The sequence below is a fragment of the Protofrankia coriariae genome (assembly GCF_001017755.1).
Taxonomy (GTDB): domain Bacteria; phylum Actinomycetota; class Actinomycetes; order Frankiales; family Frankiaceae; genus Protofrankia; species Protofrankia coriariae.
The window spans coordinates 66,355-93,055 of the sequence record NZ_JWIO01000011.1 but is presented as its reverse complement, the minus strand read 5'-3'; the positions used below and the strand labels follow the sequence as shown (position 1 = coordinate 93,055).

At 72.5% G+C, this 26,701-nt stretch carries 19 protein-coding genes and 4 pseudogenes; 14 read left to right on the top strand and 9 right to left on the bottom strand.

Annotated features, from left to right (window positions below; all coding sequences use genetic code 11):
- The first annotated feature begins 244 nt into the window (after window positions 1–244).
- Entirely contained in the window at window positions 245–568 is a 324-nt protein-coding gene (locus FrCorBMG51_RS09135) for a hypothetical protein (RefSeq protein WP_338052715.1), read from the top strand.
- 344 nt (window positions 569–912) lie between these two features.
- On the opposite strand, the gene FrCorBMG51_RS09130 is transcribed toward FrCorBMG51_RS09135, so the two are convergent.
- Complete coding sequence (locus FrCorBMG51_RS09130; protein WP_047222645.1) at window positions 913–1,446, bottom strand: PGPGW domain-containing protein; 534 nt, start codon at window positions 1,444–1,446, stop codon at window positions 913–915.
- Between the two features lie 429 nt (window positions 1,447–1,875).
- On the opposite strand from FrCorBMG51_RS09130, the gene FrCorBMG51_RS09125 reads away from it, so the two are divergent.
- The 4 genes from FrCorBMG51_RS09125 (at window position 1,876) to fabI (ending at window position 6,218) form a co-directional block, all read left to right on the top strand.
- On the top strand, window positions 1,876–2,358 hold the full coding sequence (locus tag FrCorBMG51_RS09125) for a cation:proton antiporter regulatory subunit (RefSeq protein WP_047222644.1): 483 nt from the start codon (window positions 1,876–1,878) through the stop codon (window positions 2,356–2,358).
- A 67-nt stretch (window positions 2,359–2,425) separates the two neighbouring features.
- Window positions 2,426–3,625, top strand: a complete 1,200-nt coding sequence (locus tag FrCorBMG51_RS09120; RefSeq protein ID WP_047222643.1) for a cation:proton antiporter — start codon at window positions 2,426–2,428, stop codon at window positions 3,623–3,625.
- Window positions 3,626–3,876: 251 nt separating this feature from the next.
- Entirely contained in the window at window positions 3,877–5,181 is a 1,305-nt protein-coding gene (nhaA, locus tag FrCorBMG51_RS09115; protein ID WP_086055341.1) for a Na+/H+ antiporter NhaA, read from the top strand.
- A gap of 263 nt (window positions 5,182–5,444) precedes the next feature.
- Complete coding sequence (gene fabI, locus FrCorBMG51_RS09110; RefSeq protein ID WP_047222642.1) at window positions 5,445–6,218, top strand: enoyl-ACP reductase FabI; 774 nt, start codon at window positions 5,445–5,447, stop codon at window positions 6,216–6,218.
- A 3,227-nt stretch (window positions 6,219–9,445) separates the two neighbouring features.
- Here the strand turns inward: fabI and FrCorBMG51_RS26535 are convergent.
- Window positions 9,446–9,814, bottom strand: a complete 369-nt coding sequence (locus tag FrCorBMG51_RS26535) for a DUF167 domain-containing protein (RefSeq protein WP_076842733.1) — start codon at window positions 9,812–9,814, stop codon at window positions 9,446–9,448.
- A gap of 251 nt (window positions 9,815–10,065) precedes the next feature.
- Between FrCorBMG51_RS26535 and fabG the strand changes: the two genes are divergently transcribed.
- The 4 genes and pseudogenes from fabG (at window position 10,066) to FrCorBMG51_RS09080 (ending at window position 13,150) form a co-directional block, all read left to right on the top strand.
- Window positions 10,066–10,782 carry a 3-oxoacyl-ACP reductase FabG gene (gene fabG, locus FrCorBMG51_RS09095; protein WP_047222641.1) on the top strand — a complete coding sequence of 239 codons (717 nt, stop codon included), beginning with the start codon at window positions 10,066–10,068 and terminating at the stop codon, window positions 10,780–10,782.
- Between the two features lie 258 nt (window positions 10,783–11,040).
- Window positions 11,041–11,232 (top strand): annotated as a pseudogene (locus FrCorBMG51_RS34545) (hypothetical protein); the annotation flags it as partial.
- A gap of 160 nt (window positions 11,233–11,392) precedes the next feature.
- Entirely contained in the window at window positions 11,393–12,415 is a 1,023-nt protein-coding gene (locus FrCorBMG51_RS09085) for a ferrochelatase (protein WP_338052714.1), read from the top strand.
- Between the two features lie 210 nt (window positions 12,416–12,625).
- Window positions 12,626–13,150, top strand: coding sequence for a DUF3090 family protein (locus FrCorBMG51_RS09080; protein WP_157180444.1), 525 nt, complete (start codon window positions 12,626–12,628; stop codon window positions 13,148–13,150).
- A gap of 282 nt (window positions 13,151–13,432) precedes the next feature.
- Here FrCorBMG51_RS09080 and FrCorBMG51_RS09075 read toward each other — a convergent pair whose 3' ends face one another.
- From FrCorBMG51_RS09075 to FrCorBMG51_RS09060, 4 genes and pseudogenes are all read right to left on the bottom strand, one after another.
- A complete protein-coding gene (locus tag FrCorBMG51_RS09075) occupies window positions 13,433–14,218 on the bottom strand; it encodes a hypothetical protein (RefSeq protein ID WP_047222639.1) in 786 nt (261 codons plus the stop codon).
- A 209-nt stretch (window positions 14,219–14,427) separates the two neighbouring features.
- A complete protein-coding gene (locus FrCorBMG51_RS09070; RefSeq protein WP_086055345.1) occupies window positions 14,428–15,522 on the bottom strand; it encodes an SGNH/GDSL hydrolase family protein in 1,095 nt (364 codons plus the stop codon).
- A gap of 24 nt (window positions 15,523–15,546) precedes the next feature.
- A pseudogene (locus FrCorBMG51_RS09065) lies at window positions 15,547–16,750 on the bottom strand (glycosyltransferase); the annotation flags it as partial.
- A complete protein-coding gene (locus FrCorBMG51_RS09060) occupies window positions 16,747–17,988 on the bottom strand; it encodes a glycosyltransferase family 4 protein (RefSeq protein ID WP_052914501.1) in 1,242 nt (413 codons plus the stop codon). The gene FrCorBMG51_RS09060 and the pseudogene FrCorBMG51_RS09065, both read right to left, overlap by 4 nt.
- Window positions 17,989–18,298: 310 nt before the next feature.
- Between FrCorBMG51_RS09060 and FrCorBMG51_RS09050 the strand changes: the two genes are divergently transcribed.
- Entirely contained in the window at window positions 18,299–19,747 is a 1,449-nt protein-coding gene (locus FrCorBMG51_RS09050; RefSeq protein ID WP_047222637.1) for an FAD-binding oxidoreductase, read from the top strand.
- A gap of 210 nt (window positions 19,748–19,957) precedes the next feature.
- Here FrCorBMG51_RS09050 and ftsH read toward each other — a convergent pair whose 3' ends face one another.
- On the bottom strand, window positions 19,958–21,979 hold the full coding sequence (ftsH, locus tag FrCorBMG51_RS09045; protein WP_047222636.1) for an ATP-dependent zinc metalloprotease FtsH: 2,022 nt from the start codon (window positions 21,977–21,979) through the stop codon (window positions 19,958–19,960).
- Between the two features lie 304 nt (window positions 21,980–22,283).
- On the opposite strand from ftsH, the pseudogene FrCorBMG51_RS32495 reads away from it, so the two are divergent.
- A pseudogene (locus FrCorBMG51_RS32495) lies at window positions 22,284–22,556 on the top strand (DUF3099 domain-containing protein); the annotation flags it as partial.
- A 53-nt stretch (window positions 22,557–22,609) separates the two neighbouring features.
- Here the strand turns inward: FrCorBMG51_RS32495 and FrCorBMG51_RS30930 are convergent.
- Window positions 22,610–22,756: a hypothetical protein gene (locus FrCorBMG51_RS30930; RefSeq protein WP_235433446.1), complete on the bottom strand. Its 147-nt coding sequence runs from the start codon at window positions 22,754–22,756 to the stop codon at window positions 22,610–22,612.
- Between the two features lie 26 nt (window positions 22,757–22,782).
- Between FrCorBMG51_RS30930 and FrCorBMG51_RS34540 the strand changes: the two are divergent.
- Window positions 22,783–23,211: pseudogene (locus FrCorBMG51_RS34540) on the top strand (SAM-dependent chlorinase/fluorinase); the annotation flags it as partial.
- A 94-nt stretch (window positions 23,212–23,305) separates the two neighbouring features.
- Window positions 23,306–23,716 (top strand): SAM hydroxide adenosyltransferase, encoded by a 411-nt coding sequence (locus FrCorBMG51_RS34535; RefSeq protein ID WP_275452047.1) that lies wholly within the window; start codon window positions 23,306–23,308, stop codon window positions 23,714–23,716.
- Window positions 23,717–23,767: 51 nt separating this feature from the next.
- On the opposite strand, the gene pucL is transcribed toward FrCorBMG51_RS34535, so the two are convergent.
- Window positions 23,768–24,661 (bottom strand): factor-independent urate hydroxylase, encoded by an 894-nt coding sequence (gene pucL / locus FrCorBMG51_RS09035; RefSeq protein WP_047222635.1) that lies wholly within the window; start codon window positions 24,659–24,661, stop codon window positions 23,768–23,770.
- Window positions 24,662–25,318: 657 nt separating this feature from the next.
- Here pucL and FrCorBMG51_RS09030 point away from each other — a divergent pair.
- Window positions 25,319–26,662 (top strand): L,D-transpeptidase, encoded by a 1,344-nt coding sequence (locus FrCorBMG51_RS09030; protein ID WP_047222634.1) that lies wholly within the window; start codon window positions 25,319–25,321, stop codon window positions 26,660–26,662.
- Window positions 26,663–26,701 lie beyond the last annotated feature (39 nt).

Genomic DNA, 26,701 nt, shown 5'->3' with positions numbered 1-26,701 from the left:
CCGGCCGGCGCCGTGCCGATCGGTGTCAGGCTGGCCGCAACCGTTGTGGCAGGCCGCTACCGCGCCCGAAGGAAGGCCCGTGACCTCGCAGGACGTACCGGACGAAGTGTTGGGCGAGCCAGCGCCGACCAGGCCGACCGCGGCGACACGAGTAGGTGATCGCCGCCCGCCGCGGCCGGCCGCGGCGCGGGCCCTGGCCACGGCGCGCCGGACCCTGACAGATCGGCATAACCGGCGTTGGGTGGTGTTGGGTGCGCTTGCGCTGGCCGGCCTGATTGCCTTCGGCATCTACGTCACGGTAGCCGGGCCCTCACCACGCGTCGAGGCGGTGGTCTACTTCACTCCGACCGCGACCGATGCCCAGAAGGACGCCGTCCGGGCCGCATGCCCCACCAGCGGTGGGGCGGTACAGGAGCCGCCCGACCACAACAGCGTGCGCAGCAGCCGGGTCTATCCGTTGCGCTACAACATCACGTTTGCCTCGCCGGCCGACAAGGCCGCTGTCTACCGGTGCGTACACGCCCAGTCGAACGTCATCGGCATAAGCGAGTTCACCCAGGGCCAGTAGGCCACCTCACCTGGCCCGCCGTCGGCCGAAGGCGTAGGTGGTTCCAGTTGTCCTGACAGCGTTTTCCACCTACGCGTCCGCGCGCTGTAGGTGGTTTCCGGTGTGGGGATGACGTTTTCCACCTACGAGTGCCGGGTCAGGGCCGCGGGCGACGGCTGTCGCCGGCGGGTTTCTCGGTGCGAGAAGGGCAGGGCGTGGGCGCTGGTCCGTCGGGGCGCCGCAACGGGCTGAACACAGCAGGTCGAGCGCAACCAGTTGAGAACAGACGGGCCGAAGACGGACGGGCCGAAGACAGACGGGCCGAAGAGGACGCCCGGTTCGGGGATTTGCCGGTCCGGTGGCGGCTATTCCTCGGTGGAGGAGGTCGGGGGCGCGCCAGGAGGAGCGGAGGTGGATGAGGAGGCGGCGGAGACGCGCCTGTGGTGTTCCTCCTCCTTGAGATCGAGCAGTTCGGCCGGGGTCGGCTCGCCGGCGTCACGGGCCTGTTTGGCCTGCCACAGGCTGAACAGAATGGTGGAAAGGATCACCAGACCGCCGAAGACCACACTGCCGCCCGTCCACGGTGAGGAGAAGGGCAGCGTCTCCACGACGATCCAGAGGATGCCTGCCGCGATCATCCCGAGCCCGAACAGGATCGTGAACGCCGATGACCACACGCTCGCGGCCGCCTGGTCGGCAAGGTCGGCGGCCCTGCGCCGGGCCTGCTCGAACTGCCGGCGGGCCCACTCGTACTCCAGGCTCAGGACGAAGAACCCCAGCGCGATGACGAGGAAGCCCGGCCCGGGCAGGGCGAGCAGGGCCACGCCCAACCCCAGCACGGCCACGCCGACCGCGCTCACCACGATCCGGCGGATGATGCGAGCACTCCTGTTCAGCACCGCGGCCCCGCCTCCCGGTAAATCCTCGTGAACCCTCGTGGGCCGCTGCCCGGCCCACACGCCCGGCCGTGGATGCGCTGGACGCTCTCGTCACGGTATCCGGGGAATGCTTCTGCCGGCCGCCAACTGGTTGACCGTCCGTCCGGCGAGCCCTCCGGGCCGGCCGGACGGCTCGGGGCTTGTCAGCCCGGGCTACCGGGCCGTTGGGTATGTTTAGATAACGAGAGGGTCGATGCGTCAGAAGCGGACCCGCAGTTCTGGTCACGGCAGTTCTGGTTGCGCAGTTCTGGTCAGCGATCTGATCGCTGAGCGGCTCCGGGCATCAAGTGGTTCCGGGCATCGGGCAGTTCGGATCACCGAGTTCTGATCATTGGGATTTCGATCTTTTGTGGGTTCGGCGTCCACGTCGGGTTCACCGGAGGGGTCGCAGTGGACGTGGAGGAGACCACGCTCCCGGGCATCGGGTTGCGCCACGATTTCCGCACCCGCAGTGGACGGCGGGTCGGTGTGGTGTCACATCATGGCGGTCGGCGTGAGCTGGTGATCTACGACACCGACGACATGGACACCTGTAGTGAGTCAATCCCGCTGACCGCGGAGGAGAGCGACGCCTTGGCAGAACTGCTGGGTGCCCCGCACATCGTCGAGCGGCTGAACAACCTCGGCAAGGCCTTCGCGGGCATCGTCGGGGAGCAGATCAAAATTACTCCCGGTTCCCCCTACGACGGGCAGCCGCTGGGGGAGACCCATGCGCGGACGAGGACCGGAGCGTCAATTGTCGCTGTCGTTCGAGACCAGCAGGTGATCGCTTCCCCGCGCCCGGACTTCGGTTTCGTTGCCGGTGACGTCGTCGTGGTGGTTGGTACGCCGGAGAACACGGCTGCCGTTGCCGAACTGTTCCGCGTCGGTTGATAGCGATCTTGGCCGCTGGCGCGGCGCTACCAAGGAGCACTGACACGGCACTGGCGGAGAGCCGCCCGTGGACATAGCCGCGACCTTCCTCGAACTGGGCGCGGTCCTGTTCACCCTCGGGCTGCTCGGCCACTGTGCCACCATCGTGGGTATCTCCCCGATCCCGTTCTACCTGCTGGGGGGGCTCGCCTTCGGGCACGGAGGGCTGTTCCCGCTGGGTGCCAGCGAGGAGTTCATCGAGGTCGGCGCCGAGATCGGGGTCGTCCTGCTGCTGCTGACGCTCGGCCTGGAGTACACGGCGCAGGAGCTGATCGACGGCCTGCGCCGGCAGGCGCCCACGGGCGCGCTCGACCTGACGCTCAACGCCCTGCCCGGCGTGGCCGCCGCGTTCCTGCTCGGCTGGGGCCCGCTGGCCGCGGTCGTCCTGGGCGGGGTCACCGCCATCTCGTCCTCCGGGATCATCGCCAAGGTCCTCACCGATCTGGGGCGGGTCGGTAACCGTGAGACACCCGTGGTGCTGTCCGTGCTGGTCCTCGAGGACCTCGCCATGGCGGTGTACCTGCCCATCCTCACCGCGCTGCTGGCCCACCAGACACTCGCCCAGGGGTCGGTCACGCTGCTGGTCGCGCTGGCCGCGCTGGTCTGCGTCCTGGTCCTGGCGTTGCGGTACGGCCGGCAGGTCAGCCGGCTGGTCCACAACCCGAACGCGGATCCCAACAGCGAGATCCTGCTGTTGCGGCTGATGGGGCTGGCTCTGCTCGTGGCCGGCGCCGCCCAGCAGGTCCGGGTGTCCGCCGCGGTCGGGGCGTTCCTGGTCGGCATCGCCGTGTCGGGGCCGGTGGCCGAGGGCGCGCGGGAGGTGCTCACGCCGCTGCGGGATCTCTTCGCCGCGGTGTTCTTCGTCTTCTTCGGCCTGCAGACGGAGCCCAGCGAGATCCCCCCGGTGTTCCTTCCCGCTCTGCTGCTGGCGCTCGCCGGGGTGGCGACGAAGGTGTTCACCGGCTGGTGGGCGGCGCGCAAGGCCGGGATCGGCACGATGGGCCGCTACCGGGCCGGGGCCGCACTGGTCGCGCGGGGCGAGTTCTCGATCGTCATCGCGGGTCTGGCGGTCGTGGCCGACGTGGAGCCGAAGCTTGGCGCGTTCGCCGCCTGCTATGTGCTGATCATGGCGATTGTCGGCCCGCTGGCCGCTCGGGTCGTCGAACCGATCGTCCGCAAGATCACCAGGCGCTCGCGCAGGAAAACCGTGACGAGCCTGTCAGCATGACGATCCTGCCGGGCGGCTGAACCAGCCAGGACGGCGCCGCCCGGCCGGCGCGCCGCACCCGCCGGTGTCGAGCGTTGGCCGTACCGCCCCGACGGCCGCCGGGGTCGGGGAAGCTCCTCCGGCAGATCCACCATCGGGCAGAAACGTCATGACCAGGAAATCCGTGGCCCGCTGTGCCAGGATGGCGGCACTGGCCAACAGCGCCCAACGCGTCAACGCATCAACACGTCACCGCTTGAACCGCTCAACAGGTGTGCCGGGAAGTCTGGTCGGCGTCCAACGTCGGCTTCCCCTGGAAGGACCTCCCGCTGGTGCGCACCCGATCGGTGGTTGACGGGCAGTCCGCGGTCACGGGACGTGTCAGCCAGGCGCTGGCCGCCCGTGGCGCGTTCGCGGAGTTCCTGCGCCGGGAGACCACCGGCGGGTTCCTGCTGCTGGCCGCCACCGCGCTCGCCCTGCTGTGGGCCAACCTCGCCGACGGCAGCTACCACGACGTGTGGCGGGCAGATCTGGGCTTCGGCCCGTCCTGGCTGCATCTGACGCACCTGACCGCTGGGGCCTGGGTGGCGGACGGGCTGCTCGCGGTGTTCTTCTTCGTCGCCGGTCTCGAGCTCAAACGCGAACTGGTCATCGGGGAGCTGGCGGGTCGCCGGGCCGCCGTGCTGCCGGTCGCCGCCGCCGTCGGTGGCATGATCGTTCCCGCGCTGGTGTTCCTCGCGGTCAGCCGGGGCGCGCCCGCGGCGGCCGTCGGCTGGGCGATTCCCGTCGCCACCGACATCGCCTTCGCGCTCGGCGTGCTGTCCCTGGCGGGGGCGAAGGTGCCCACCTCGCTGCGGGTGCTGCTGCTCAGCCTCGCCGTCGTCGACGACCTCGGCGGCATCGTCCTGATCGCCGTCCTGTTCACCCGGGGGCTTGAGCCGCTCTGGCTGGTGGCGGCCGTCGCGCTGGCGGCCGGGTACGCCTTCGCGCAGTGGCGGCGCTGGCGCTCCCCGCTGCTGTACGTGCCGCTGGCGCTGGCGCTGTGGGTGTGCCTGCACGCCTCCGGGGTGCACGCGACCGTCGCCGGCATCGTGCTCGCCCTGCTCACCCGGGTGCGTCCCGATCCGGGTGAGCAGGCCACACCCGCGCTGCGCCTGGAGCATCGGCTGCACCCGCTCTCGGCCGGTCTCGTGGTCCCGCTGTTCGCGCTCGCCGAGACCGGGGTGCCGGTGACGGGGGCGGCGCTGCTCGCCGTTGCCAGGGATCCGGTTGCTCAGGGGGTGGTTGCCGGGCTCGTCGTCGGCAAGGCCGCCGGCATCATCGGCGGGGCGTGGCTGGCGGTGCGGGCCGGGGTGGCGCGGCTGCCGGCTGGCCTTGGCTGGCGCGCGGTGACGCCGGTCGGGGTGCTCGGCGGCATCGGCTTCACGGTGAGCCTGCTGATGTCCCGGCTCGCCCTCGACGACGCCGCTGCCCAGCAGCGCGCGGCCACCGCCGTGCTCGTCGCGTCGACGCTCGCCGGCGTGCTCGCGATGATCGTCCTGCGGTTGTCCGGGGCCGGCCGGGCGCGGGCGACATGACTGTGGCCTGGTCGCTGTGCCCCGGCTGCTGTGGCCTGGTCGCTGTGGCCTGGCTGTCGTGGCCTGGACGATGGGCCGGGCCGGCATGCTCGGGCCGGCATGTTCGGGCTGGTGCGCCGGTGGACGCTTTTCCAGGTGTGCCAGAAGTGTGCCAGGTGTGCTGGCCGGCGCGCTTTTGTCGGTGCGCCGGCACCCTGAGGGGGGTTGCTTTGTCGGTGTGCCGCCTCGCCAGCCCCGGCCGATGTTTGGCAGGATGCGGGCCTGTGAGCGGACTCCTCGCAGGTAAGCGCATCCTTGTCACCGGCGTTCTGACGGACGCGTCCATTGCTTTCGGCGTTGCCCGTATCGCGCAGGAACAGGGCGCGACCGTGGTGCTCAGCGGTTTCGGCCGGGGCCTGTCACTGACCAGGCGGATCGCCCGGCGGCTGCCCACCGAGGCCGCCGTGATCGAACTGGACGTGACCGACGAAACGCATCTGGGCACGCTGTCCGACCGGGTTCTCGAGCACACCGACGGTCTGGACGGCGTCCTGCACGCGATTGGTTTCGCGCCCGAGTCGGTGCTCGGCGGAAAGCCCTTCGTGGACGCCCCCTGGCCGGAGGTGGCGACCGCGGTGCAGATCTCGACCTGGTCGCTGGCCTCGCTGTGTCGGGCGACACTGCCGCTGTTCGGCGAACGCGCCTCGATCGTGGGGCTCGACTTCGACGCGAGCGTGGCCTGGCCCTCCTACGACTGGATGGGGGTGGCCAAGGCCGGCCTGGAGTCGGCCACCCGGTATCTCGCCCGTGATCTCGGGCCGCGCGGGGTGCGGGTCAACCTTGTCGCCGCGGGGCCGCTGCGTACCATGGCGGCCAAGAGCATCCCTGGTTTCGAGCGGTTCGAGGGCGTCTGGGACGAGCGCGCGCCGCTCGGCTGGAACATCCAGGACACCGAGCCGACGGCCCGGGCCTGCGTGGCGCTGCTGTCGGACTGGTTCCCCGCCACCACCGGAGAGATCATTCACGTGGACGGCGGCGTGCACGCGATCGGGACCTGACACGCCGCCGTCAGGACCTCACGGGCCTTTCGACGCGGACGAGCGGGCGCCTGGCGCCCGCTCCTTTCATCACCTTGAGTAGCCCTGCGGAGCAGCCTTACGCCGGGTAGCTTTCGATCTCGTCCAGCAGGTCGAGGGCCGCGCCGACGATCGTCGCCACGTCGACCGGCACCACCATGCCCGCGCCGAGGGCGGAGACGGGATCGCCGTGGACACCGGCGAGGAATCCCAGGGTGCGTGGGTCTCCGTCGGTCACGGTGACCAGCGGGCCGCGCCGGTCGGCGGGGAAGAGCTCGTCGAGGATCGATGTGTCGCCCGGCAGCAGGCCACGGCGTGCCTGCAGAGCGCGCCAGACCAGGTCGGGGGAGGTCAGGCAGACGACGGCGACACCGCGGCCCAGCCCCGCGCCGAGCTCGTCGGCGGCGGCGAGAACGTCGGCCACGACGCAGCCGGCCCCGACCAGGGTCACCGCCGGCCCGAGCCCACCGCCGGATCCGCTGCCGGGCCCGGCGCCGGCTCCACCGGTGGCGTTGGCGCTGGTCACGCCGTCACGCAGCCGGTAGCCGCCCGCAAGCACCCCGGCGCGTCGCCGGGCCCGCCCCTCNCCCGCCCCTCGGCGTCGGCGGGTATCCCGGCCAGCGACTGCTCGATCGGGCGTGTCGAGACCCGCAGCAGCGCCGATCGGCCGCCCGGCCGGCCGAGCCGGTCGATCGCGTCCAGCGCACACCAGGCGAGGTCCTGGGCGAAGGCAGGTTCCCAGCAGACCGTGCCGNGGGCCGGCCGGCAGGGCCGAGCCGCCGACGGCGATGGTGCCCGTGGAGCCGGCGATGGCGCTGGTGGATTCGGAAAGGCGGATGGTCCTGGCGGGCCCGGCGGTACCGCCGCCGACCGGGCTCGGGCGGTCGGCGGCTCCGATGGCTCCGATGGCTCCGATGGGGCTGGCACCGCCGGTTGCTCCGGCGTGGCTGGCACCGCCGGCGGGGTTCATGGTGGTGGCGGGGTTGACGGTGGCGGTGGGCCTTCCCGGGTCGGTGACGACGACGAGAACGGACTGCGCGTCGCCGTCCGGGCCGGCGCACCAGTGCGGCAGGACCCGGCCGGCGCTGGTGCCGCTGGTCACGCCGATCGGGCGCAGGGGGTGGCCGAGTCGCTGCCAGGTCCGGCCCAGCCCGTCGAGCAGCCCTGCCAGCACGCCCGGCGGCACCGGTTCGGCCAGCTGCCCGCCGGCCTGCCCGTGCGCCGGCCCGGACGGCTGCCCAGGCGTGGGAGCCTGGGAGACCGACCATGTGCCGACGGCGTCCCGCCACCCGGCCAACGCCGTGGTGGCTTCCGTGGTGGTGGCGGTGACGATGCCGGCGGCGGCCCGCGGACGGCCGTCGGCGAGGTCACGCATGACGCTGCCGAAGGTGGCCAGCGTGCTGACCCGGCCGAGATAGGAGCGGCCCAGGTCGGGCGGGATTCGCGCAGGCTCCGTCCGCGCGGCCGGCTTCGGCGCCAGACGGCGTCGGACGGTGCGCGCGAGGCGCGCGCCGGCGCTGCCCGCGGGCAGCCCGGCCCATTCGTCGACACGGCCGGCGCCGCCCGTCCCCGCCGCCTCCGCCGCTGTCCCATCGGGGTCCGTGGTTCTTTCGCGTGTCCCGTCGGTCCCGTCCGCCTCTTCTGGCCGGGCTGATCCGTCCGACCTGCCGGGTTCTCCCACCCGGTCCGCGGCGGCCTCGTCGACGTGCACGAACAGGACGGTGGGCCGGTGCGGGTCGACCTCGTCGAAGGCGTCCACGAGCAGGGGCAGGTCGTTGCCGCCGACATCACGCAGAGCAGCAGCGATCTCGTCGTCGGACAGTTCGTCGAGTAGCCGGGTGATGCCGGCCCCGGACGCCCCGGGCCCGGCGAGGCGCCGGCGCAGCTCCGCTCCGGGCGAGCGCAACAGCTCCTGGAACTCGGCACAGCCCATCCCGTCGAGCCGCCGGCGCAGCGCCTGCCCGCCCGGCCTGCCGAACAGGGCGGACAGCGTCCGCCCGTGGCCGACGGTGAGCACCTGCCAGTCGGCGGCGGCGAAGAGGCGTGCCTGGTCGGTGACACCCGCCTCGGCGGCGATCGTCGCATCCGGATGAGCGCGGACCGTGACGACCCACAGCAGCTCGCCCAGGCGGCGGACCCGCGGATCGGTGACGGGTTCCCACACGGTGCCGTCGAACAGTTCGGTGTGGTCAAGCAGGCAGATCTGCCGTCCGGGCGTCCCCGCGGCGGCCGGCGCGGCGACGTCGGGATGCTCACCGGTATCAGTCGAGGTGGCGGCGCCAGCATGCCCGATGATCTCGGCCGGTGCGGGATGGCCGGTGGCATACCGCGTGGCAAGGGCGTCCCAGGCCGTCACCGCCGGTCCGGAGCGTGGGGCCACGATCACGCCAACCAGGCCTGGCGGCAACGGCAGGTGCCCTGCCTCTACCGAGGCTTCGGGAGCGGGCCGCGACTGCGGTCCGAACGGGCTGTCCGAACCGGGGTCGTGGCGAGCGAGCAGCCGATGGACGGCCTCCAGCAGCGGGAACGCGGCCGGGGGCACCCGGAGCTGGTCACCCGCACGCAGCGCGTCGAACCACAGAACGGTGATCAGACTTGCCAGGGCACGCGTGGTTGCACGCAGAGTGCCAACGGTATCGCCGCCGCCGCCGGCGACGGCCGGCCCGCCGTGCGGCGCCGCGTCCTCGATGTCGTCGATCAGCGCGGTGGCCAGGCCGCGCAGCCGTCGCTCGATCTCGATGAGGGCCGGCAGGTCGAGGGGCTCGACAGCGGCGGAGACGGAAGCGGAGGCGGTGGGCGAGGCGTTGTCGGCGGGCGCGGGCGTGACCGGTGAGCCCGCCGCAGGACCGGTCGCGGAGCCGGTCACGGGGCCGGTCACGGACGCCTGCGGTGTCCGGAGCCGTCCGTGCACGGTGTCATGGGTTTCACCCGGCGCAAGCAACCTGGCCTCCGTCGACACGAACTGTCCAATATCCGGACGATGAGCCCTTGTCAAAGGTTGTGCTCCAGCGATTCCGCCTCGTCCCCCACCTGGCCAAAGGCCGCGCGATCATGTTTGTGCGCGGCTTTCTGCCGGGCCGAGTTCGGGGAACCCGGTCCAGCGGGGGCGGACGAGCCGGATCCCTGGGCGGCGGTGGGCCCGGATCCGCCGGCTGCCGGGCGAGTTTCCGCCATGTACTCGATTTCTTCGACTTTTCCTTGATTTTTCTTCATTTCCCTGGTGCGGCGGTGAGTTCGGCCAGGCGGCTGCGCAGCGCGGATTCGGGTAGCCCGCTGATTTCAACGATCTTCGTCCGGCTGGTGGCGCCCCTGACCAGCACGACTTCGCGACGGCGCACGCCGAAGGCCGTTGCCAGCGCGCGCAACGCCGATTCGGTCGCCTGCCCGTCCACCGCCGGCGCGGTCACCCGGACGACGAGGGGCGTGGCGGCATCCGGCGGGCTGCCGCTGGTGGGGTCGTCCGCCGCGGTGGGGTCCTCTGCCGGGGACTCGCCTGAGGCGCCAGCTCCGGAGGCGGGGGAGCTGCCGCCGACCGAGGTCCGGGCCGAGCGGGGGGAGACTCTGATCGTCAGGCGCACCGTTGCATCGTCCCGCGAAGCGTCCGGACGGGTGATCGGACCCGGGTGGTCCGACCCCGTCCAGCCCAGGTGATCTTCGGTGGCCCACTGGGGGGCGACCGGTGGAACGGGCGGCCCGGAGCTGTCCGGCCAGGTGGTCCAGAGGTGATCGCGGGCTGGGCGCCGCGGGCGCTTTGGACGCGCTGGGAATTCGGCGTGTCACTTTCGGTGAAAAGCATGGAGCGTGCGATAGGGCAGCTAGCATCGACCCCATGGTGGACGGTGAAGGACGGGTAGCGCTTGTTACCGGTGGTAATCGAGGGATTGGCGCCGCGGTCGCGGCCGCGCTGGCCGCGGGTGGTGACCGGGTAGCGGTCGCCAGCCGCGGCGGCGACGCGCCGGACGGGATGTACGGCGTCCGTCTGGACGTCACCAGCGCGGAAGGCGTCGACAAGGCGTTCACCGAGGTGGAGGCGGAGCTCGGGCCGGTCGAGGTGCTGGTGTCCAACGCCGGGATCGCCCGGGACACGCTTCTTCTCACCATGGCTGAGGACGCGTTCCAGGAGGTCCTCGACACCAACCTGCTGGGCGCGTACCGGGTGGCCAAGCGCGCGGCGCGGCCCATGCTGCGCCTGCGGCGCGGGCGGCTGATCTTCATTTCGTCGGTCTCGGCGTTGATCGGTTCCCCGGGGCAGTCGAACTATGCCGCGTCCAAGGCCGGTCTGATCGGCTTCTCCCGTTCCCTCGCCCGGGAGCTCGCCCCCCGGGGCATCACCGCCAACGTGGTGGCTCCCGGCCCGATCCGCACGGACATGATCGACGCGCTCACCGACGCCCAGCAGAACAACCTGCTCAACCAGGTGCCGATCGGGCGGATAGGCGAGCCAGCGGACGTAGCCGCCCTGGTGACCTTCCTGGCCTCCCCCCAGGCCTCCTACATCACCGGCGCCGTGATTCCCGTCGACGGCGGCCTGAGCATGGGGCTCTAGACCGCCGCGAACCATCGCGAACGACCGCCGGACCGCCGCACGGGCGCGCGAACGGAGCGCCGACGTGACCTCCGAGCTCGTTCACCGTGTTCCCGACGTCACGCCTTCCGCTCGCGGCCTCGGCTCGCCCGCCAGGCCAGGCCGGCGNNNNCGCCCGCCAGGCCAGGCCGGCGAGCCGAGGCGTATGAGGCTTCGGGTGTGTTGCGTTCTGGGTTCGTGTCGGGGGCAGGGTGCGTCGTGTCCCGGTCGCGGGGGACGATGACGGACGTGTCGAGTGACAGCCGGACCACGATCATTCCCGCGATCATGCCCAGGAGTATGCCCAGGACCATGACCGCGGCCGGCCGGACCGAACCGGTGGACGTCGACGCGTTGCTGCTGGTCTCCTTCGGCGGCCCGGAGGCGCCGTCCGACGTCATGCCGTTCCTGCGCAACGTCACCCACGGGCGGGGCGTGCCGGACGAGCGGCTGGCCCAGGTCGCCGAACAGTACCGCCGTCTCGGCGGCCGCNCCGCCGTCTCGGCGGCCGCAGCCCGATCAACGACCAGAACCGGGCGCTGCTGGCCGCGCTGCGGGCCGAACTCGCGCCGCTGCCGGTCTACTGGGGCANATGCGGCGGGACGGCGCCCGCCGGGCTGCCTGCTTCGTGACGTCCGCCTTCGCCTCCTACTCCGGCTGCCGCCAGTATCGCGAGGACCTTGCGCGGGCGCGGGCCCAGCTCGGCCCGGACGCGCCGGAACTGATCAAACTGAGGCAGTACTTCGACCATCCCGGTTTCATCCTGCCCATGGTCGACCATGTCGTCGACGAACTGGCCACGATCCCCGCCGCGTCGCTGGCGCGGACCAGGCTGGTCTTCGTCGCCCACTCGATCCCGCTCACACAGTCGGCGGACAGCGGCCCGGACGGGGACGCCTACCCCCGGCAGTTGGCCGCCGCCGCCGCGGTGATCGTTGAGCGGGTGGCGCTGTGCACCGGCCGCCGTCACTCGCACGACCTGGTCTACGCCAGCCGCAGCGGCCCGCCGAGCGTGCCGTGGCTGGTGCCGGACGTCGGCGACCATCTGGCGGCGCTCGGCTCCGCCGGGCGGACCCAGGCGGTCGTGGTGGTGCCGATCGGTTTCGTCAGCGACCACATGGAGGTCATCCACGATCTCGACGTGATGGCGGCGGAGCGGGCCCGGGCGGTCGGGCTGAGCTTCCGTCGGGCGTCCACGGTGGGTGCCGACCCCCGGTTCGTCACCATGGTCCGGGAGCTTCTCGACGAGCGCAGGTACGGGCACCGCCCCCGGGCGGCGCTGAGCCCGCTGGGCCCAGGCCACGACGTGTGCCCGCTGTGGTGCTGCGCCCCGGGAGGGCCGGGCCGCCGGCTGCCGGNGCTGCCGGCCGCCGCCGGCGTCCCCGCGGACGAGCGGCCCGGCCAGGACACCGCCGGCCATCGGCCCGATACCCCTGACAGCGATGCCCCTGACGGGACTGCCCCTGGCGGGGATGCTCCTGGCGGGGATGCTCCTGGCAGCGGGCCCGCGCCGCCGGAGACATCCGATGGTGCCCACCGCGACATCTGTGACGTCCACGACGTGGGCGGTGGCGCTACGGTTCACAATGATGTCCATAAGGTTGGACGTCCATGATGTCGTCGGGGACGAATCTCCGGGGATAAAACGTTCACGACGTAGCAGGTTCACGACGTAGCAAGGTTCATACAGCAGCTTCATGACGGGGAAGACGGCCAGGCCCCGTGGGTGACGCCGGCATGCCGGGCGTCGACCGGGGGAACCGGTGGGTGGCCGCAGCCGCGGCCCGGCCACCCACCGGTACAACGGACCGCCAGGAGGGACGAGGTGTATCAGCGGCAACGGCACGTGTTCGACTCACCAGACCGTTTCGTGGTCGGAACCGTCGGCCAGCCCGGTGAACGTGACTTCTACCTACAGGCCAGCTCGCGTGGGCAGGTTGTGACTGTCGGCCTGGAGAAAGCCGAGGTCAGCGCTCTAGCCGAAGGACTCACGACGCTGCTCGGCCAGGTCCGCCGGACGGCCGGAGGTGAGCTGCCGGAGTCCCACGACGTCGACGTCGATCTCGCGCCGTTGGAGGCGCCGTTCGAGGAGGACTTCCATCTTGGCAGGCTCACGGTGTCCTGGGACGGCAAACGGGTGCTTGTCGAGGCCGCCGGGCTCGCGGGGGGCGGGGTGCGCAGGCCCGACGCGGACGCCGAGCTCGACACACTCGAGGTCTCTCTGTCGCTGGACCAGACGAAGGCGTTCGTCCAGCGCGCCCGCAGCATCGTCGCGGCCGGCCGTCCCTCGTGTGTGCTCTGCGGCCGCCCGGACGGGCCGTCCGGGCACTTCTGCCCGCGCCTGAACTGATCCCCGGCCCCGGCTCTGCCCGTAGGCAGGGGCTCCGCGCGCTGGGCCCCCGCCGGGCGGTAGCGCGCGGGCGGACGGGTGAACGCTCCCGGGCGGGGAGTGCTCACCGGGCCACGCTCCCTGATCGACACCCTGATCGACATCCTGATCGACGCCCCGATCGGCATCCGTGCCGGGACGGCGTGCCGCCGGGCGGGGGAGAAGCGTTCGTCCGGTCCGCCTCCGCTCCCTGCCCGAACGGCTCCCTGCCCGAACGGCGTCCTACGGGGTGGGGGAGAAACGCTACCGGGCGAGGGACTGGGAGGGGTCGAAGGCGTTGTAGGCCGATTCGCAGGCCCGGCGGACCGCCGCGGACAGCCCGCGCAGCGTGGTCGAACGGCGTTCGATCTCCTCGGCGGTGACCGCCGCCCCGTCGTCACGGGCGGCCAGGTTGATCAGACCGGCGATCCGGCCCGCCCGGGCCAGCAGCGCGTGCGCGGGCGGTGGATAGCCCGGGGGGAGCAGGAGCGTCGGCTCGTCCTCGTGGCGTTCGCGCAGCGCGGCGAGGGTGTCCGGGTCGACCTTGGCCCGGTCGAGATGCAGCAGCGCGGCCGTTGCCGTCCGGATGGCGTCGTTGAGCTCGTGCTCGGCTGCGCGCAGCGGGGACGGCGGGGGCGGGAGACGATGGCCCGTCGCCGAACGCCAGTGCACCGACTCCAGGCCGCCCTCGACGACCGGCCCGTGCGCGGTCACGGACGGTATCAGCACCAGCGGTGGCACCGGGCCCAGTACGACCACCGCCTCACCGGCGGCCAGGGCCTCCTGGTTGACCTCCGCCGGTCCGGGCAGACCGCTGACGTCACCGGGCACGGGCAGGACGAGCCGCAGCCGGCGCGCGCCGCTGGTCCGCAGCTGGCCGAGACCGAGCGCGAGCCCTTCGCCGTTGATGGTGTGGGGGGCGCCGGGCCCACCAGAACCCACGAGGATTCGGGTGATCGCCTCATCGGTGCTGACGAGCCCGGCAAGCCACGCGTTACCCCATCCGGTGAGTGCCCCTGAGCGAGGTGAGGCAGCTTGGCCGCAAATCACGATGCCTACGGTAAGGAATGATTGCCATGTCCTGCGACGGTCCTCATCGGAGATTGCTGGGGGTCACACCCAGTCGACGGTTGGCAACCGGTCGACCGTCGCGGGCGGGCTCGTCGCCGCGCCGGCGGGTGCCGTGGCCGGGCCGATGGGCACCGGCGAGGCGGCCGCGCGCGTCCGGGCCGGCTTCGGCCATCGGGCATGGCGCCGCGTCAGGCGACGCGCCCGTGATGACCATCGGTGACTCTGATAATGCTTATAGTGCCGGTGCTGCCGGTGCTGCCGGTGCTGGTGCGTCTGGCTCGGTGGTCCGTCGCGGTGCGCCGGGCCAGACGGCGCAACGGCGCGGCCGGGCGGGCGAGCAGCCACGGCACGCCCACCGACGCCATCCAGCGGGCGTGAGCGAGCCGGCCGGGTGTGGTGGGCGGCCCCACCACCGGCAGGACCGGCAGCGGCACGCCGGCGTCCCGCAACGCCTCGGCGAAGGCACGGGCCATCAGCTGATGGCCCCGCGGCCCCGGATGCACCCGGTCGACGTCGAAGGTCGACAGCCGGTAGGCCTCGGGATGGCGGGCCAGATCGACGACCAGGACCCCCGGGTCGCCCGCGGCGGCGGCGTCCACCGCCGCGTTGAGCTGCCCGATCCGGATGGTGAGCAGACGGCGCGCGGGCGCGGGCAGGCGGAGCAGGCGCCCGGGGTCGTGCAGCCGGGCCATCAGCACCAGGACGCCGGCCGCGCGCAGGTCCCGGACGCTCCACACCAGGTTGCGCCGCAGGCGTAACGGGTCGAACCCCGGGGAGAGCAGGTCGTTCATGCCGGCGATGAGGCTTGCGATCTGTGGGCGCAGCGCGAGGGCCACCGGCAGCTGGGTTTCGCGGACGTCCCGACTGGTCGCCCCGGTGGTCGCGAGGTTGGCGAACCGGACCTGCCCGGCCGGGGCCAGGCAGGCGGCGAGCGTGGCGGCCCAGCCGCGTCCGGCCAGCTCCCGCGCCGCGTGGGCCCGCCGGTAGCGGCCCATGCTCACACCGTCGCCCAGCCCGGCCGTGATGCTGTCGCCGAGCGCGACGAAGCAGGTCGCCGTGCCGGAACAGGCGGTCGTGGCCGGACATGCGGTCGTGGTGTCGCGGTGGGCTGCCGTGACGCGCGTCGCGATGCCCGTGACACGCCCGGGTGGACGGCCGTGGTGATCGTGTTCTGTGACGGCGCGCGTCGCGATGCCCGTGGCGCCGACCGCCGTGTCGTTCGCCGTGCCGGCGATCGCGCCGGTGCCTACGTCGGTGATCGCGCCGGCCGTCGTGTCGTTCATCGTGGTGTCCGCGGCGCGGTCAGGCGGCGCGGCCGGCGCCGCGGTCACGTCCGTCCGCGGGCCGNCGGGCCGCGGCCGCGCGGGGTGCTGGCCGTGACGGCCGTCGGCCGGGCCCAGCCCGTGGGCGGCGAGGAAGCCATCGACGGTGACACGCCACGGGAACTGCTCCGCGCGGGCCCGGGCCGNCCTGCCGGCGGGTGAACGGGTCGCGGGCGAGCAGATCCTCCACGCCGTCGGCGAAGGTCCAGCCGCTGCCCGCGGCCACGACCCCGGCGCCGGGCACGACAAGCTCCGCCAGGGCGCTGCCGTGGTGGACCACGACCGGGGTCGCGCTGGCCATCGACTCCAGCGCGGCCAGCCCGAACGTCTCCACCGGGCCGGGGGCGAGGAGCACGTCCGCGGTCGCCAGCAGGGCCGCGAGCCGGTCACGGTCCGCGACGAAGCCAAGAAAGATCACCGGGAGGCCGGCGGCACGCCGGGTCAGGCGCCCCCGGATCGGGCCGTCCCCGGCGATCACCAGCCGGGCGGGGACGCCGCGGCGGACCAGCTCCGCCAGAGCGTCCACGGCGGTGTCGCCCCGCTTCTCCGGCGACAGCCGACTGGCGTGCACCAGCAGCACCTCGCTGTCACGGGCGAAGGCCCGCCGCAGCGAGGTGTCGTAACGGTCGGGACGGAAGCGGTCGAGGTCGACGCCCAGGGGGATCCGGCACAGGTTGGTGGCGCCGACGCGACGGAACTCCTCGCCCGCCCACGCGGTGGTGGTGACCACCGTGTCGAACGACCGCGCGAGCGCGGCGTTGGAGCGGTCGGCGGCGGCCCGCACCGGCAGCACCCCGCGCAGCGGGCGGGGCGTCCACAGGTTCAGCAGCCGGTCGAGGCGTTCGTGGCTGACCACGACAGATCCCACCCCGGCCCGGCGGGCCCACCGGCCGAGCGGGCGCAGGGTCGCCCGGTCGTGGACCTCGACACGGTCGGGCGCCTCGGCCGCCAGCAGCCGGATGACCCGCCACGGCTCGGTCAGCACCCGGTAGTCGGTGCCGGGCACCAGCGGCGCCCGCATGGTGATCACGGTTGCGTCCGGGGTGTGGCGGACGCCGTCGCGTTCCCCGGGAACGATCTGGACGACGTCGTGCCCGGCCGCGGTGTACCCGGCGGCGAGGTGCCGCAGCGTCGTGCGGATGCCACCGGAGCGCGGCGCGACGAAGTTGGCCGCCTGGACGATCTTCACCGGGTGCTCCCGTCCTCGTCATGACATGTCCCGGCCCGGTCGGCACTGCGGTGGCAGTGCGCCGTCCGGCGGGCGAGGACAGCCCGTGACCGCAGGGCGACACCGCTGGTGTGCCCCGTCCTCAGGCCGCGAACGTCCTGGTAGTGACCGATCAGTTCGTCCCCGATGGCGCTCCACCCGCAGCCGCTGACGGACTGGCGGGCGGCGAGACCCATGGCCGTCCGCCGGCCGGTGTCGGCGACGAGGGCGGCGACGCGGTCGGCCAGCGCGGCCGGGGAGTCCGGGGTGAAGTGCAGCCCGGTGTGCCCGTCGTCGACGACGTCGAGCAGGCCGCCCGCGGCCGGCGCCACCACCGGGACACCGCTGGCCTTGGCCTCCTGGGCGGCCTGGCAGAACGTCTCGTGGGAGCCGGTGTGGACGAACACGTCCAGACTCGCGAAGATTGCCGCCAGCTCCGTCCCGGAGCGGAACCCCATAAAGGCCGCCCGGGGCAGCTTCCGTTGCAGCGCCGGCCGCAGCGGGCCGTCACCGACGACAACCAGCCGCGTCCCGGGGATGTCCTGCACGGCGTCGAGCAGGTGCACCCGTTTCTCCCGGGCGAGCCGGCCGACATAGCCGACCAGCACCTCCCCGCCGGGGGCGAGACCGCGGCGCAGCGCCGGGTCGCGGTGGCGTGGATGGAACCGCTCCAGGTCGACCCCGCGCGTCCAGCGGGCGACCCGGTGGACGCCCTGGCGCAGCAGCATGTCGACCGCGGGCCACGACGGCGCGAGCGTCCGCCCGGCAAGGCGGTGGACGGCGGCCACCCACCGCCAGATGGACCGTTCGGCCTGGGCGAGCCCGTAGCGGGCGGCGAAGCCGGCGAAGTCGGTCTGGTACACCGCCACGCTCGGCAGCCCGAGCCGCCAGGCCGCGAACGCGGACTGCGCGCCCAGCCCCGCCGGGGCCGCCAGATGCACGACGTCCGGCCGGAAGCCCGCGAGCACACCGACCAGCCGGGGCCATGGCGTCGCCACCCGGAACGCCGCATATCCTGGCAGCGGAACCGACGGCACCCGCAGCACCGGGGCACCGGCGTAGACGTCGGGGTAGGCCGCTGGCGTACGCGTCCCGGCCGCGGGCGCGATGACGAGCGCCTCGTGGCCGCGGTGCCGCAGATGCTCCAGCACCCGGCAGACCGAGTTGGTCACGCCATCGACGTGCGGCAGAAAAGATTCGGTGATCACTGCGACGCGCACGACAACACGGTCCCAAGCCCCGGGGAGGCAGCGCGGACGGCCGCTCGTCCACGACATGAACTTTGTGACACAGCTTGGTGGTATGACGCCGTACCGTGACGGCGCCACGACCGGTGCCGGCCGCGGCATCCCCAGCCGGTGCCGCGGAGGTCGTGGTGGCCGCGGATGTCGTGGTGACCGTGGTGACCGCGATGGCCCGGACGGGCTGCGGCTCGATGGCACTGGTCGCTGACAGCCACCAGCATCACCGGGCCCTTCGCGGCAGGCCCCGAGCCCTGGACCCGATGACACGGCCCAGCATGATGGATGGGTGCTGATCACAGATCTCGTCGGTGCGCTCGGCGCTGCCCACGTCCTCACCGACCCGGACGTGACCGTGAGCTACGAAACCGACTGGACGGGCGCCTTCCGGGGGCGGGCCGTGGCCGTGGCCCGCCCCGCGACGACCGATCAGGTCGCCGCCGTGCTGCGGATCTGCGCCCGGCACGGCGTGCCCGTGGTGCCCCAGGGCGGCAACACCGGCCTGGTCGGCGGTTCGGTGCCGGCGGGCGCGGCGGCCGGGGCGGTGGTGCTCAGCCTGCGCCGGCTCACCGCGATCGAGCCGGTGGACGCCGCCGCCGGGCTGGTGACGGCCGGGGCCGGGGCGACCCTCGCCGACGTCCAGGCGCACGCACGCGCGGCCGGCTACGGCGTCGGCGTCGACTTCGCCGCCCGCGACTCGGCCACTGTCGGTGGGATCGCCGCGGCCAACGCCGGTGGCGAGCGGGTGCTGCGTCACGGGATGACCCGCGGCCAGGTGGCCGGGCTGGAGGTGGTGCTGGCCGACGGCAGCGTGCTGCGGCGGCTGTCCGGCCTGCCCAAGGACAACGTCGGCTACGACCTGCCGTCGCTGTTCGTCGGCAGCGAGGGCACCCTGGGCGTCATCACAAAGGTCCAGCTGCGGCTGGTCGGGCTGCCCGCCGCCCGCACGGCCGCCCTGCTCGCCGTGGCCGACCTGCCCGCCGCGGTCGGTCTTGTGGCTACCCTGCGGGCCACGGTGGCCTCCCTGGACGCCGTCGAACTGGTCTTCGGCGACGGTGTCGACCTGGTGTGCGCCCACCAGGGCCGGCCGGCCCCGTTCCCCGGCCGGCCGTTCCCAGCGGACAGCCCGTACCTGCTGGTGGAGTGCGTCGGGCCCACCGACCCGACCGGTGACCTTGCCGCGGCGGTCGAGACCGCCACCGGCGTGCTGGACGCGGTCGTCGCCACCACCGCCACGGACCGGGAGCGCCTGTGGGCCTACCGTGAGGGGCACACCGCGGCCGTGAACGCGCTCGACGTCCCGCTCAAGCTGGACGTCGCGGTCCCGCTCGCCCGCATGTCCGCCTTTGTCGACGACCTGCGCGCCCTGGTGCCGGCGGTGGCACCGTCCGCCCGGCTGCACCTGTGGGGGCATCTCGCCGAGGCGAACCTGCACGTCAACGTCACCGGCCTGGACCGCGCCGACGCCAGCGGCAGGGAGGAGCTCACCACGGCGATCCTCACCCGGGCCGCGGCCGACGGCGGCAGCATCGGCGCCGAACACGGCGTCGGACGGGCCAAGATGGCGTGGGTGGGCCTGTCGCGGTCACCGGCGGAGCTGGCCGTGCTCGCGGCCGTCAAGCACGCCCTCGACCCCACTGGCCTGCTCAACCCCGGCGTCCTCGTCCCACCGGGTCTCACCGGGTCTCACCGACAGCTTCTCGCGACCAGCCCCCAGGCCCCACCATCAGCCCCGTAGGCGACAACCGCCGCCGCGATGACGGAAACCGCTGACAACCGCGGCCGGCGCGCGTCGGCCGGCACCCGTCGGCCGGTGGCTGGCGCCCGTCAGTTGTAGGTGGAAACCGCTGCCAGCACAGCGTTTTTCACCTACGGGCGCGGAAGCCGTAGGTGAGAAACGCTGCCAGGATGACGGTTTCCACCTACTGCTTCCACCTACTGCTTCCACCTACTGCTTCCGCTGTGGGGCCGGCTCGGGACGCGTACCGCGGGCCTTGGCGACGGCACCGCGGGCGTCAGCAGTCGTACCGGGGGTCTCAGAGGCGTCCGGGACGGCGGTGGGGGCGCTGGTGGGAGCGTGCTCGCGCAGGACGTCGTCGAGGACGCTGCCGTCCACGGTCTCCCGCTCCAGCAGGATGCCGGTGAGCGCGTCGAGCGCCCCGCGATGCGCGCGCAGCAGGCTCACGGCCTGCTCCTCGGCCTCCCGCACCAGCCGGGCCACCTCCGCGTCGATGACCCGTTGGGTCTCCTCCGAGTACGGCCGGGAGACGATCTCCTCGGTCCCGAGGTACTGCGGGTTGCCCGAGGCGTAGCCCACCGGCCCGAGAGCGGGGGACAGGCCGAACTCGCGCACCATCCTGGTGGCCAGCGCGGTGGCGCCGGCCAGGTCGTTGGCGGCCCCGGTCGAGCCCTGGCCGAACACGACCAGCTCCGCGGCCCGCCCGCCGAGCCGCACCGCGAGGGAGTCGTACAGGTAGCCCTCGGTGTAGAGGTGCCGTTCGTCCTCGGGCAGCTGCTGGGTGGCGCCGAGCGCCATCCCGGCCGGCAGAATTGTGATCTTCGAGACCGGGTCGGCGTGCGGGGACAGCGCGGCGACCAGCGCGTGCCCGGACTCGTGCACGGCCACCGACTGCTTCTCCTCGGGCAGCAGCACGTTGGTCGCGTCCCGGCGGCCCAGGATGATCCGCTCCCGGGCGGCATCAAGATCGTCGGATGTGATGATGTTGCGTCTGCCCCGGACGGCATTGATCGCCGCCTCGTTGACGAGGTTGGCCAGGTCCGCGCCGGAGAATCCCGGGGTGCCACGGGCGACGACGGACAGGTCGACGTCGGGGGCGAGGTGCTTGCCCCGGCCGTGCACCGCGAGGATGGCGGTCCGCTCGCCCTGGGTCGGCAGCGGGACGGTGACCTGCCGGTCGAAACGTCCGGGGCGCAGCAGCGCCGGGTCGAGGGTCTCCGGCCGGTTGGTGGCGGCGAGCACGACCACGCCCTCGGCGGGGTCGAACCCGTCCATCTCGGCGAGCAGCTGGTTGAGGGTCTGTTCCCGCTCGTCGTGACTGCCGCCGAGCAGGCCCGAGCCGCGCCTGCCGCCGATCGCGTCGATCTCGTCGATGAAGATGATGGACGGGGCGCGCTTGCGCGCCTCGCCGAACAGGTCGCGGACGCGGGAGGCGCCGACCCCCACGAACATCTCTACGAACCCGGAGCCGCTCACCGACAGGAACGGCACCTCGGCCTCGCCGGCGACCGCGCGGGCCAGCAGCGTCTTGCCGGTGCCGGGCGGGCCGACCATGAGCACCCCGCCCGGCCCCTTCGCGCCGGCCTGCCGGTAGCGCTCGGGGTCGCGCAGGAAGTCGATGATCTCCCTGACCTCCTGTTTCGCGCCCTCGTAGCCGGCCACGTCGGCGAACCGGGTGGTCGGGCGCTCCGCATCGATGATCTTCGTGCGGGACCGGCCGATGCCGCCGAGCCCGCCGGCCAGCGAACGCTGGGCCTGCCGGCCCGTCCACAGGAAGAACCCGACCAGCAGGAGCAGCGGCAGGAAGCTCAGCAGGACCGACAGGAAGGACGTCCCGGTCCGGGTGGCCTTCACCTCGACACCCTTCGCCTCCATGCGTTCGAGGACGCCCTGGGTGTCCAGCGCGGTCGGCAGCTGCGAGGTGAAGCTGGCGCCGTCCTTGAGCGTCCCGGTGACGCCGCCCTTGTCGTTGATGGTGACGGCCTGCACCGTGCCGGCGTCCACCTGCTGGGTGAACTGGGTGAAGCTGTACGAGGTGGTCTGCTTCGGGAACAGGCTGGGCGCGAACAGCAGGGCCGCTGTGATCACGAAGCCGATGGGCAGCAGCCAGCGACGCCACTTCGGCGGGGGTGTGGGCGCGGGCTTGGGCGGGGTCTCCCGGGGCGGCCCGGAGCGCGCCGAGGTCGACGGATGCCACCGGGCACCCTGGTGGAGGCCGGCTGTTGCGATCATCTATGGTTCTCCTGCCTGTGCTGACATCCGGGCGGGCACCAGCGAAGCCGGGCGCGTCCGATCGCGTGCGTCCGATCGCCGTGCCCGTGGTCGCGTCCGGCGCGGTGCTGTGTACCCCTTTTCAACGCATGAACGAGCCGCCAGGCTTCACAGGCGGCCGCGGCCGGCTCGTCCGGTCCCAGTCGGCCGCGGGGAGTTGCTGAAAGTTGCCGTGTGTTGCCGAACATGGCTGTAAGTGGCCGGGTAGCCGGGAATTGTTCCGTCGGGCGGTCGGCAGGCATGCTTGTACGGGCGGTGCGGCCTGGTGTGGCGCACACTGGGCTGGCATCCGGGGCTTGTCCCGACGACGGGAAGTGGACCAGTGCGGATCAGGCGGAAGAGCGACGCTGTTCTGATCACACGTGCGGTGCTGTCCCGCCCGGAGGAGATCCGGCGACGCCAGCGCCGATACGTGATCTCGATGATGTTCCGTACCGTCTGCCTGGTGCTCGCCGTGGTCGCGCTGCACGGCTGGCTGCGCTTCGGCGCCATCGTCATCGCCGTGGTCATGCCGTGGCTGGCGGTGGTCGTCGCCAACGGCGGCCCGCNGGCGGCCCGCCGCTCAAGCGGGAGCACCCGTCCCTGTACGTCTCACCGGGCCGGTCCGCGGACGAGCCGCCACCGGCCCTCCAACCGGCCCACCACGAGGTCGTCGACGGTGAGGGCCAGGCCGTCGGTGAGGGCCAGCGCACCGATGACGAAGGCGGGGATGGCCGGGAGGCCGACGCCGCCGGGCACGTCGGGTCCGCGGCCCGGTCGCGAGGGTGACACAGGACCTCTGCGCGGATGGTGTGGATCATGCGGGTGGTGGGGGCCGCGTGGGTTGTGTGAGCTTCCTGACCGACTACGGGCTCGGTGACGGGTTCGTGGCGGCCTGCCACGGGGTGCTGCTGCGGCACGCGCCCGATGTGCGGATCATCGACATCAGCCATCTGGTGCCCGCCGGTGACGTGCGGCGGGGGTCGGTCGTGCTTGCCCAGACGGTCGGTCATCTGCCGCCCGCGGTGCATCTCGCGGTCGTCGACCCGGGGGTCGGCACCTCCCGGCGGGCGCTGGTCGTCTCCGCCCCGCGGGGTGTGCTCGTCGGCCCGGACAACGGGTTGCTGCCGCCCGCGGCCGACGTGCTCGGGGGAGTGCGCGCCGCGGTGGCGCTGGCCGTCCCGGACGGGGTGCCGGCGACCTTCCACGGGCGGGACGTGTTCGCCCCCGCCGCCGCCGCGGTCGCGGCCGGCCGGGATCCGGCCGCACTGGGTGAGCAGGTGGATCCAGGCGGGCTGGTGCGGCTCNGTGCGGCTCCCGCCGCCGGTCGCCCGCCTGGTCGTCGATGCCGATCCGGCCGCCGCGGCCGCCGCGGAAGCCGGTGTGAACGCCGCGGCGGCGGCGGTGGCGGTGGAGGCCGAGGCCGAGGTGGTCACCGTCGACACCTATGGCAACGTGCAGGTGGCCGCGGACGCGGCCCTGCTGGCCTCGGCCGGGATGCGCCCCGGCCACCTGCTCCGCGTCGCCGTGGGCGCCTCGGTGACCACGGCCGTGTTCGGGGTCACGTTCGCCTCGGTGGCTCCCGATGAGCTCGTCGTCTACGTCGATTCCGCGGGCCTGGTGGCGCTCGCGGTCAACCGGGGCAGTGCCGCGCGGCGCCTGGCGGTCACGGCCGGGGATCTCCTCCGACTGTCGGCAGGACGCCCCGCGCCGTCCTGAGCCCTCCCACGCTCGCCTCGCGGCGCCGCGCGGTTCCGTGCTGTCGACTGGTCAGCCGTCGCCGGGAAACGTGGACCAGGCTGATTCCGCCGCGGGCACGTCGTCCCGCAGGACAGTTCCCTCGATTTTGCCGTACGGCCGGTCGGCCACCTGGAAGACGACGTTGGGGTTGTCCAGTCCGAAGGGCGTCAGGTCGACCGGGAAATGGTGCCTGTTCGGCATGGACAGTCGGATTTCGGCCACGTCGGCGTGGGCGGTGAGGACCTCCCGTCCCATGGTGTACAGGGTTTGCTGCAACGCGCTGCTGGGGACCTGGGCAAACGTCTCGAGCAGCGTCGCCCGGATACTCGGGAACAGCGTGTCGAATTCGACGGCGGTGCTCGTGTAGCGCCAGCGGGCGGTGATTTCGGTCGCCAGGACGCGGTCGTCCGTGTCGGCCAGCGTGGTGTAGTCGTCCCGGATGAATCCCCGGAATGCCGAACCGGTCGACTTCAGTACGATCAGGCCGGCTGTCCCGGAAACAACATGCGCGGTGTCCCGGTCGACGGTGACCGTCGTCGTCCGGTGTTCGCCGCCGCTGCGGAAGAACGCGTGGTCGTGCCCGGAGCCGTTCACCTCGATCCGCTGCCAGCCGTATTCCTCGATCTCCAGCCGCGCGCCGGTGACCCACGGGGTGGCGGTGGTGAAGTGCCGGGCGAGCCGCAGGCCGAACTGTTCGATCTCACCGACACCGCCCGTGCGGGCGAACGCGTGGACGGTGTTCTTCTGGGTGTCGGTCGCCAGGATGTGGCTGTTGTCCCCGTCGACGTGCGCGCTGGTGAAGTCGCCCCACAGCGCCGACGTGACGCTGATGTCCCGGATCCGGTGCACCGGCGTCGAGCGCTCGACGTGGACGAGCCTGATCTCCGCTTTTCCGTACCTGTTGGGACCGAGAACGACTGCCATCGCGCCTCCGTGGTCGGGGGCCGGACCCTTTTTCGGGCCGGGGTCTCTGCCGTGCCGAACTGATGCGGGCCGGACCGTTCCGTGTCGAGCTGTTCCGGGCCGGGCCGGGCCGCTGTGGGCCGGTCCGTCGGTCGGCCCGGCCGGTGCGCCTGCCCTGGGCGACGTTACCCGCGCCCCGTTCGGGTTACTGGTTGTGACTTCCTGGTACGGACGGGGCGCGTCCGTCCCGTTCCGCCAAATTGGTCGTCGAGCGGGCGCAACCTCTGAAAGCACTCAGGCGTCGGACGGGATGATGAGGGAGGGGATATGAAGCACTCGCGGAGAAGGCTACTCTCCGCATTCGCATGTTGTACCAATGGTTATCGTCGTCCGTTTGACACCGGCCATTTCAATGATCAATGCGTTGCCGGTCCGGCCGCTGGGTACGGTCCGGCTGTGAATGAGTGGGAGGCACTCAGGACGGGCCGGTCAATGGAGCGGGTTCGTATCCCGGTCTGCCACACCCCGGCTCGTCGTTCCGCGGCGACCTGTCGTTCCGCGGCCGGTGGGGTGGGGCCCGGTCCAGCAGGCGCCCGAACCCACGACAAGAGCTGTGGCCACACCTTCTTCGGGTGGGTGAACCGTTCGAGGCCTTACGGCGTGAGGAGGCCGCTCGGGGTGGGGGGAGCGCACGGCGCAAGGGGAGCGCGCCCGCGCGGCATATCCCCCTCGCAACGGTCACTCATATCGACTGTCGGTGCGGCGCTGCTCGCCTGTATCGCTCTGACCTCGTGCTCACCCCGGCCGGAGGGAGGAGGCTCGGCGTCCGCTCCCGGCAGCCTGACCGCGCCGACCGCGACGGCGCCGCAGATCACCATCACGCCCACGGACCGCTCCCAGGGCGTGGCGCTCACCAGCGCCGTGGTGGTACACAGCAACACCCCGCTACAGTCGGTGAAGGTGCTGCGGGGCGCGAGCAAGTCCCAGGACACCTCCGCCGGCGAACTGGCCGGCCAGCTCTCCGAGGACGGCAGGACCTGGACGTCCACCGGCGGGCTCTTCGCGGACACGCAGTACCAGGTGTCGGCGGCGACGTCCCCGGTGAACGGCATAGCGGGCACCACGACCATGGCGGCCACTTTCACCACGATTAATCCGGCCAAACCCTTCAAGGTGTCGTGGGGACCGGTCGCCGGGCAGACCGTCGGTATCGGTACACCCGTCACGCTGACCTTCAACGGGCCGGTTCCCGACCGGGCGGCCGTCCAGAAGCGTCTGGTGGTCACCACCGATCCGCCGGTCACCGGCGCCTGGAACTGGTCGTCGGACCGGACCGTGCGCTGGCGCCCGCAGCAGTACTGGAAGTCGGGGACCAAGGTGCACGTCGAGGCGAACCTCGCCGGTCTGGACCTCGGTGGCAACCGCTTCGGGGTGAAGGACCGGGCGATGGATTTCGTCATCGGCCCGGCGCAGATCAGTTATGTCGACGCCGCCACCCACACGATGAAGGTGTATCGCAACGGCGTCCTGCAAAAAACCATGGCGGTCAGCCTCGGCAAGCCCTCGTCACCGACCATGGACGGCCCGCACAACGTCCTTGGCACCGCCCAGACGGTGATTATGGACTCCGCGACCGTCGGTATTCCCAAGGGCGATCCGGACTACTACTACGAGACCGTCCAGTGGAACGTGCAGTTCACCAGTGGCGGTGAGTACGTCCACTCGGCGCCGTGGTCGGTCGGCGCTCAGGGGCAGAACAATGTCTCGCACGGCTGCGTGAACGCGTCGCCGGCGGACGCCGAATGGTTCTACCGGTTCAGCCGGTTGGGCGACATCATCGATGTGCGCAACACCGGTCGGCCGCCGGACACCTCCCAGCTCGGCAACGAGTGGTCGATCTCCTGGCAGCGGTGGGTTGCCGGCAGCGCCCTGCCGCTGACGGCCGCGACCACTGCGCCGCCGCCGGCGGACGCGGGCATCGTCGGCGCGGCGGCCAGTCCGCCACCGACGATCCGTTCCTGACAGCCGATCCGCTTCTGCCAGCCGCCGCCGGCCGCACCC

Bases quoted from the DNA above. Each gene is read 5' to 3' on its own strand.
- pucL (WP_047222635.1), bottom strand. From the start codon at position 24,661: ATGGCAGTCGTTCTCGGTCCCAACAGGTACGGAAAAGCGGAGATCAGG.
- FrCorBMG51_RS09070 (WP_086055345.1), bottom strand. From the start codon at position 15,522: ATGAACGACACGACGGCCGGCGCGATCACCGACGTAGGCACCGGCGCG.
- ftsH (WP_047222636.1), bottom strand. From the start codon at position 21,979: ATGATCGCAACAGCCGGCCTCCACCAGGGTGCCCGGTGGCATCCGTCG.
- fabG (WP_047222641.1), top strand. From the start codon at position 10,066: ATGGTGGACGGTGAAGGACGGGTAGCGCTTGTTACCGGTGGTAATCGA.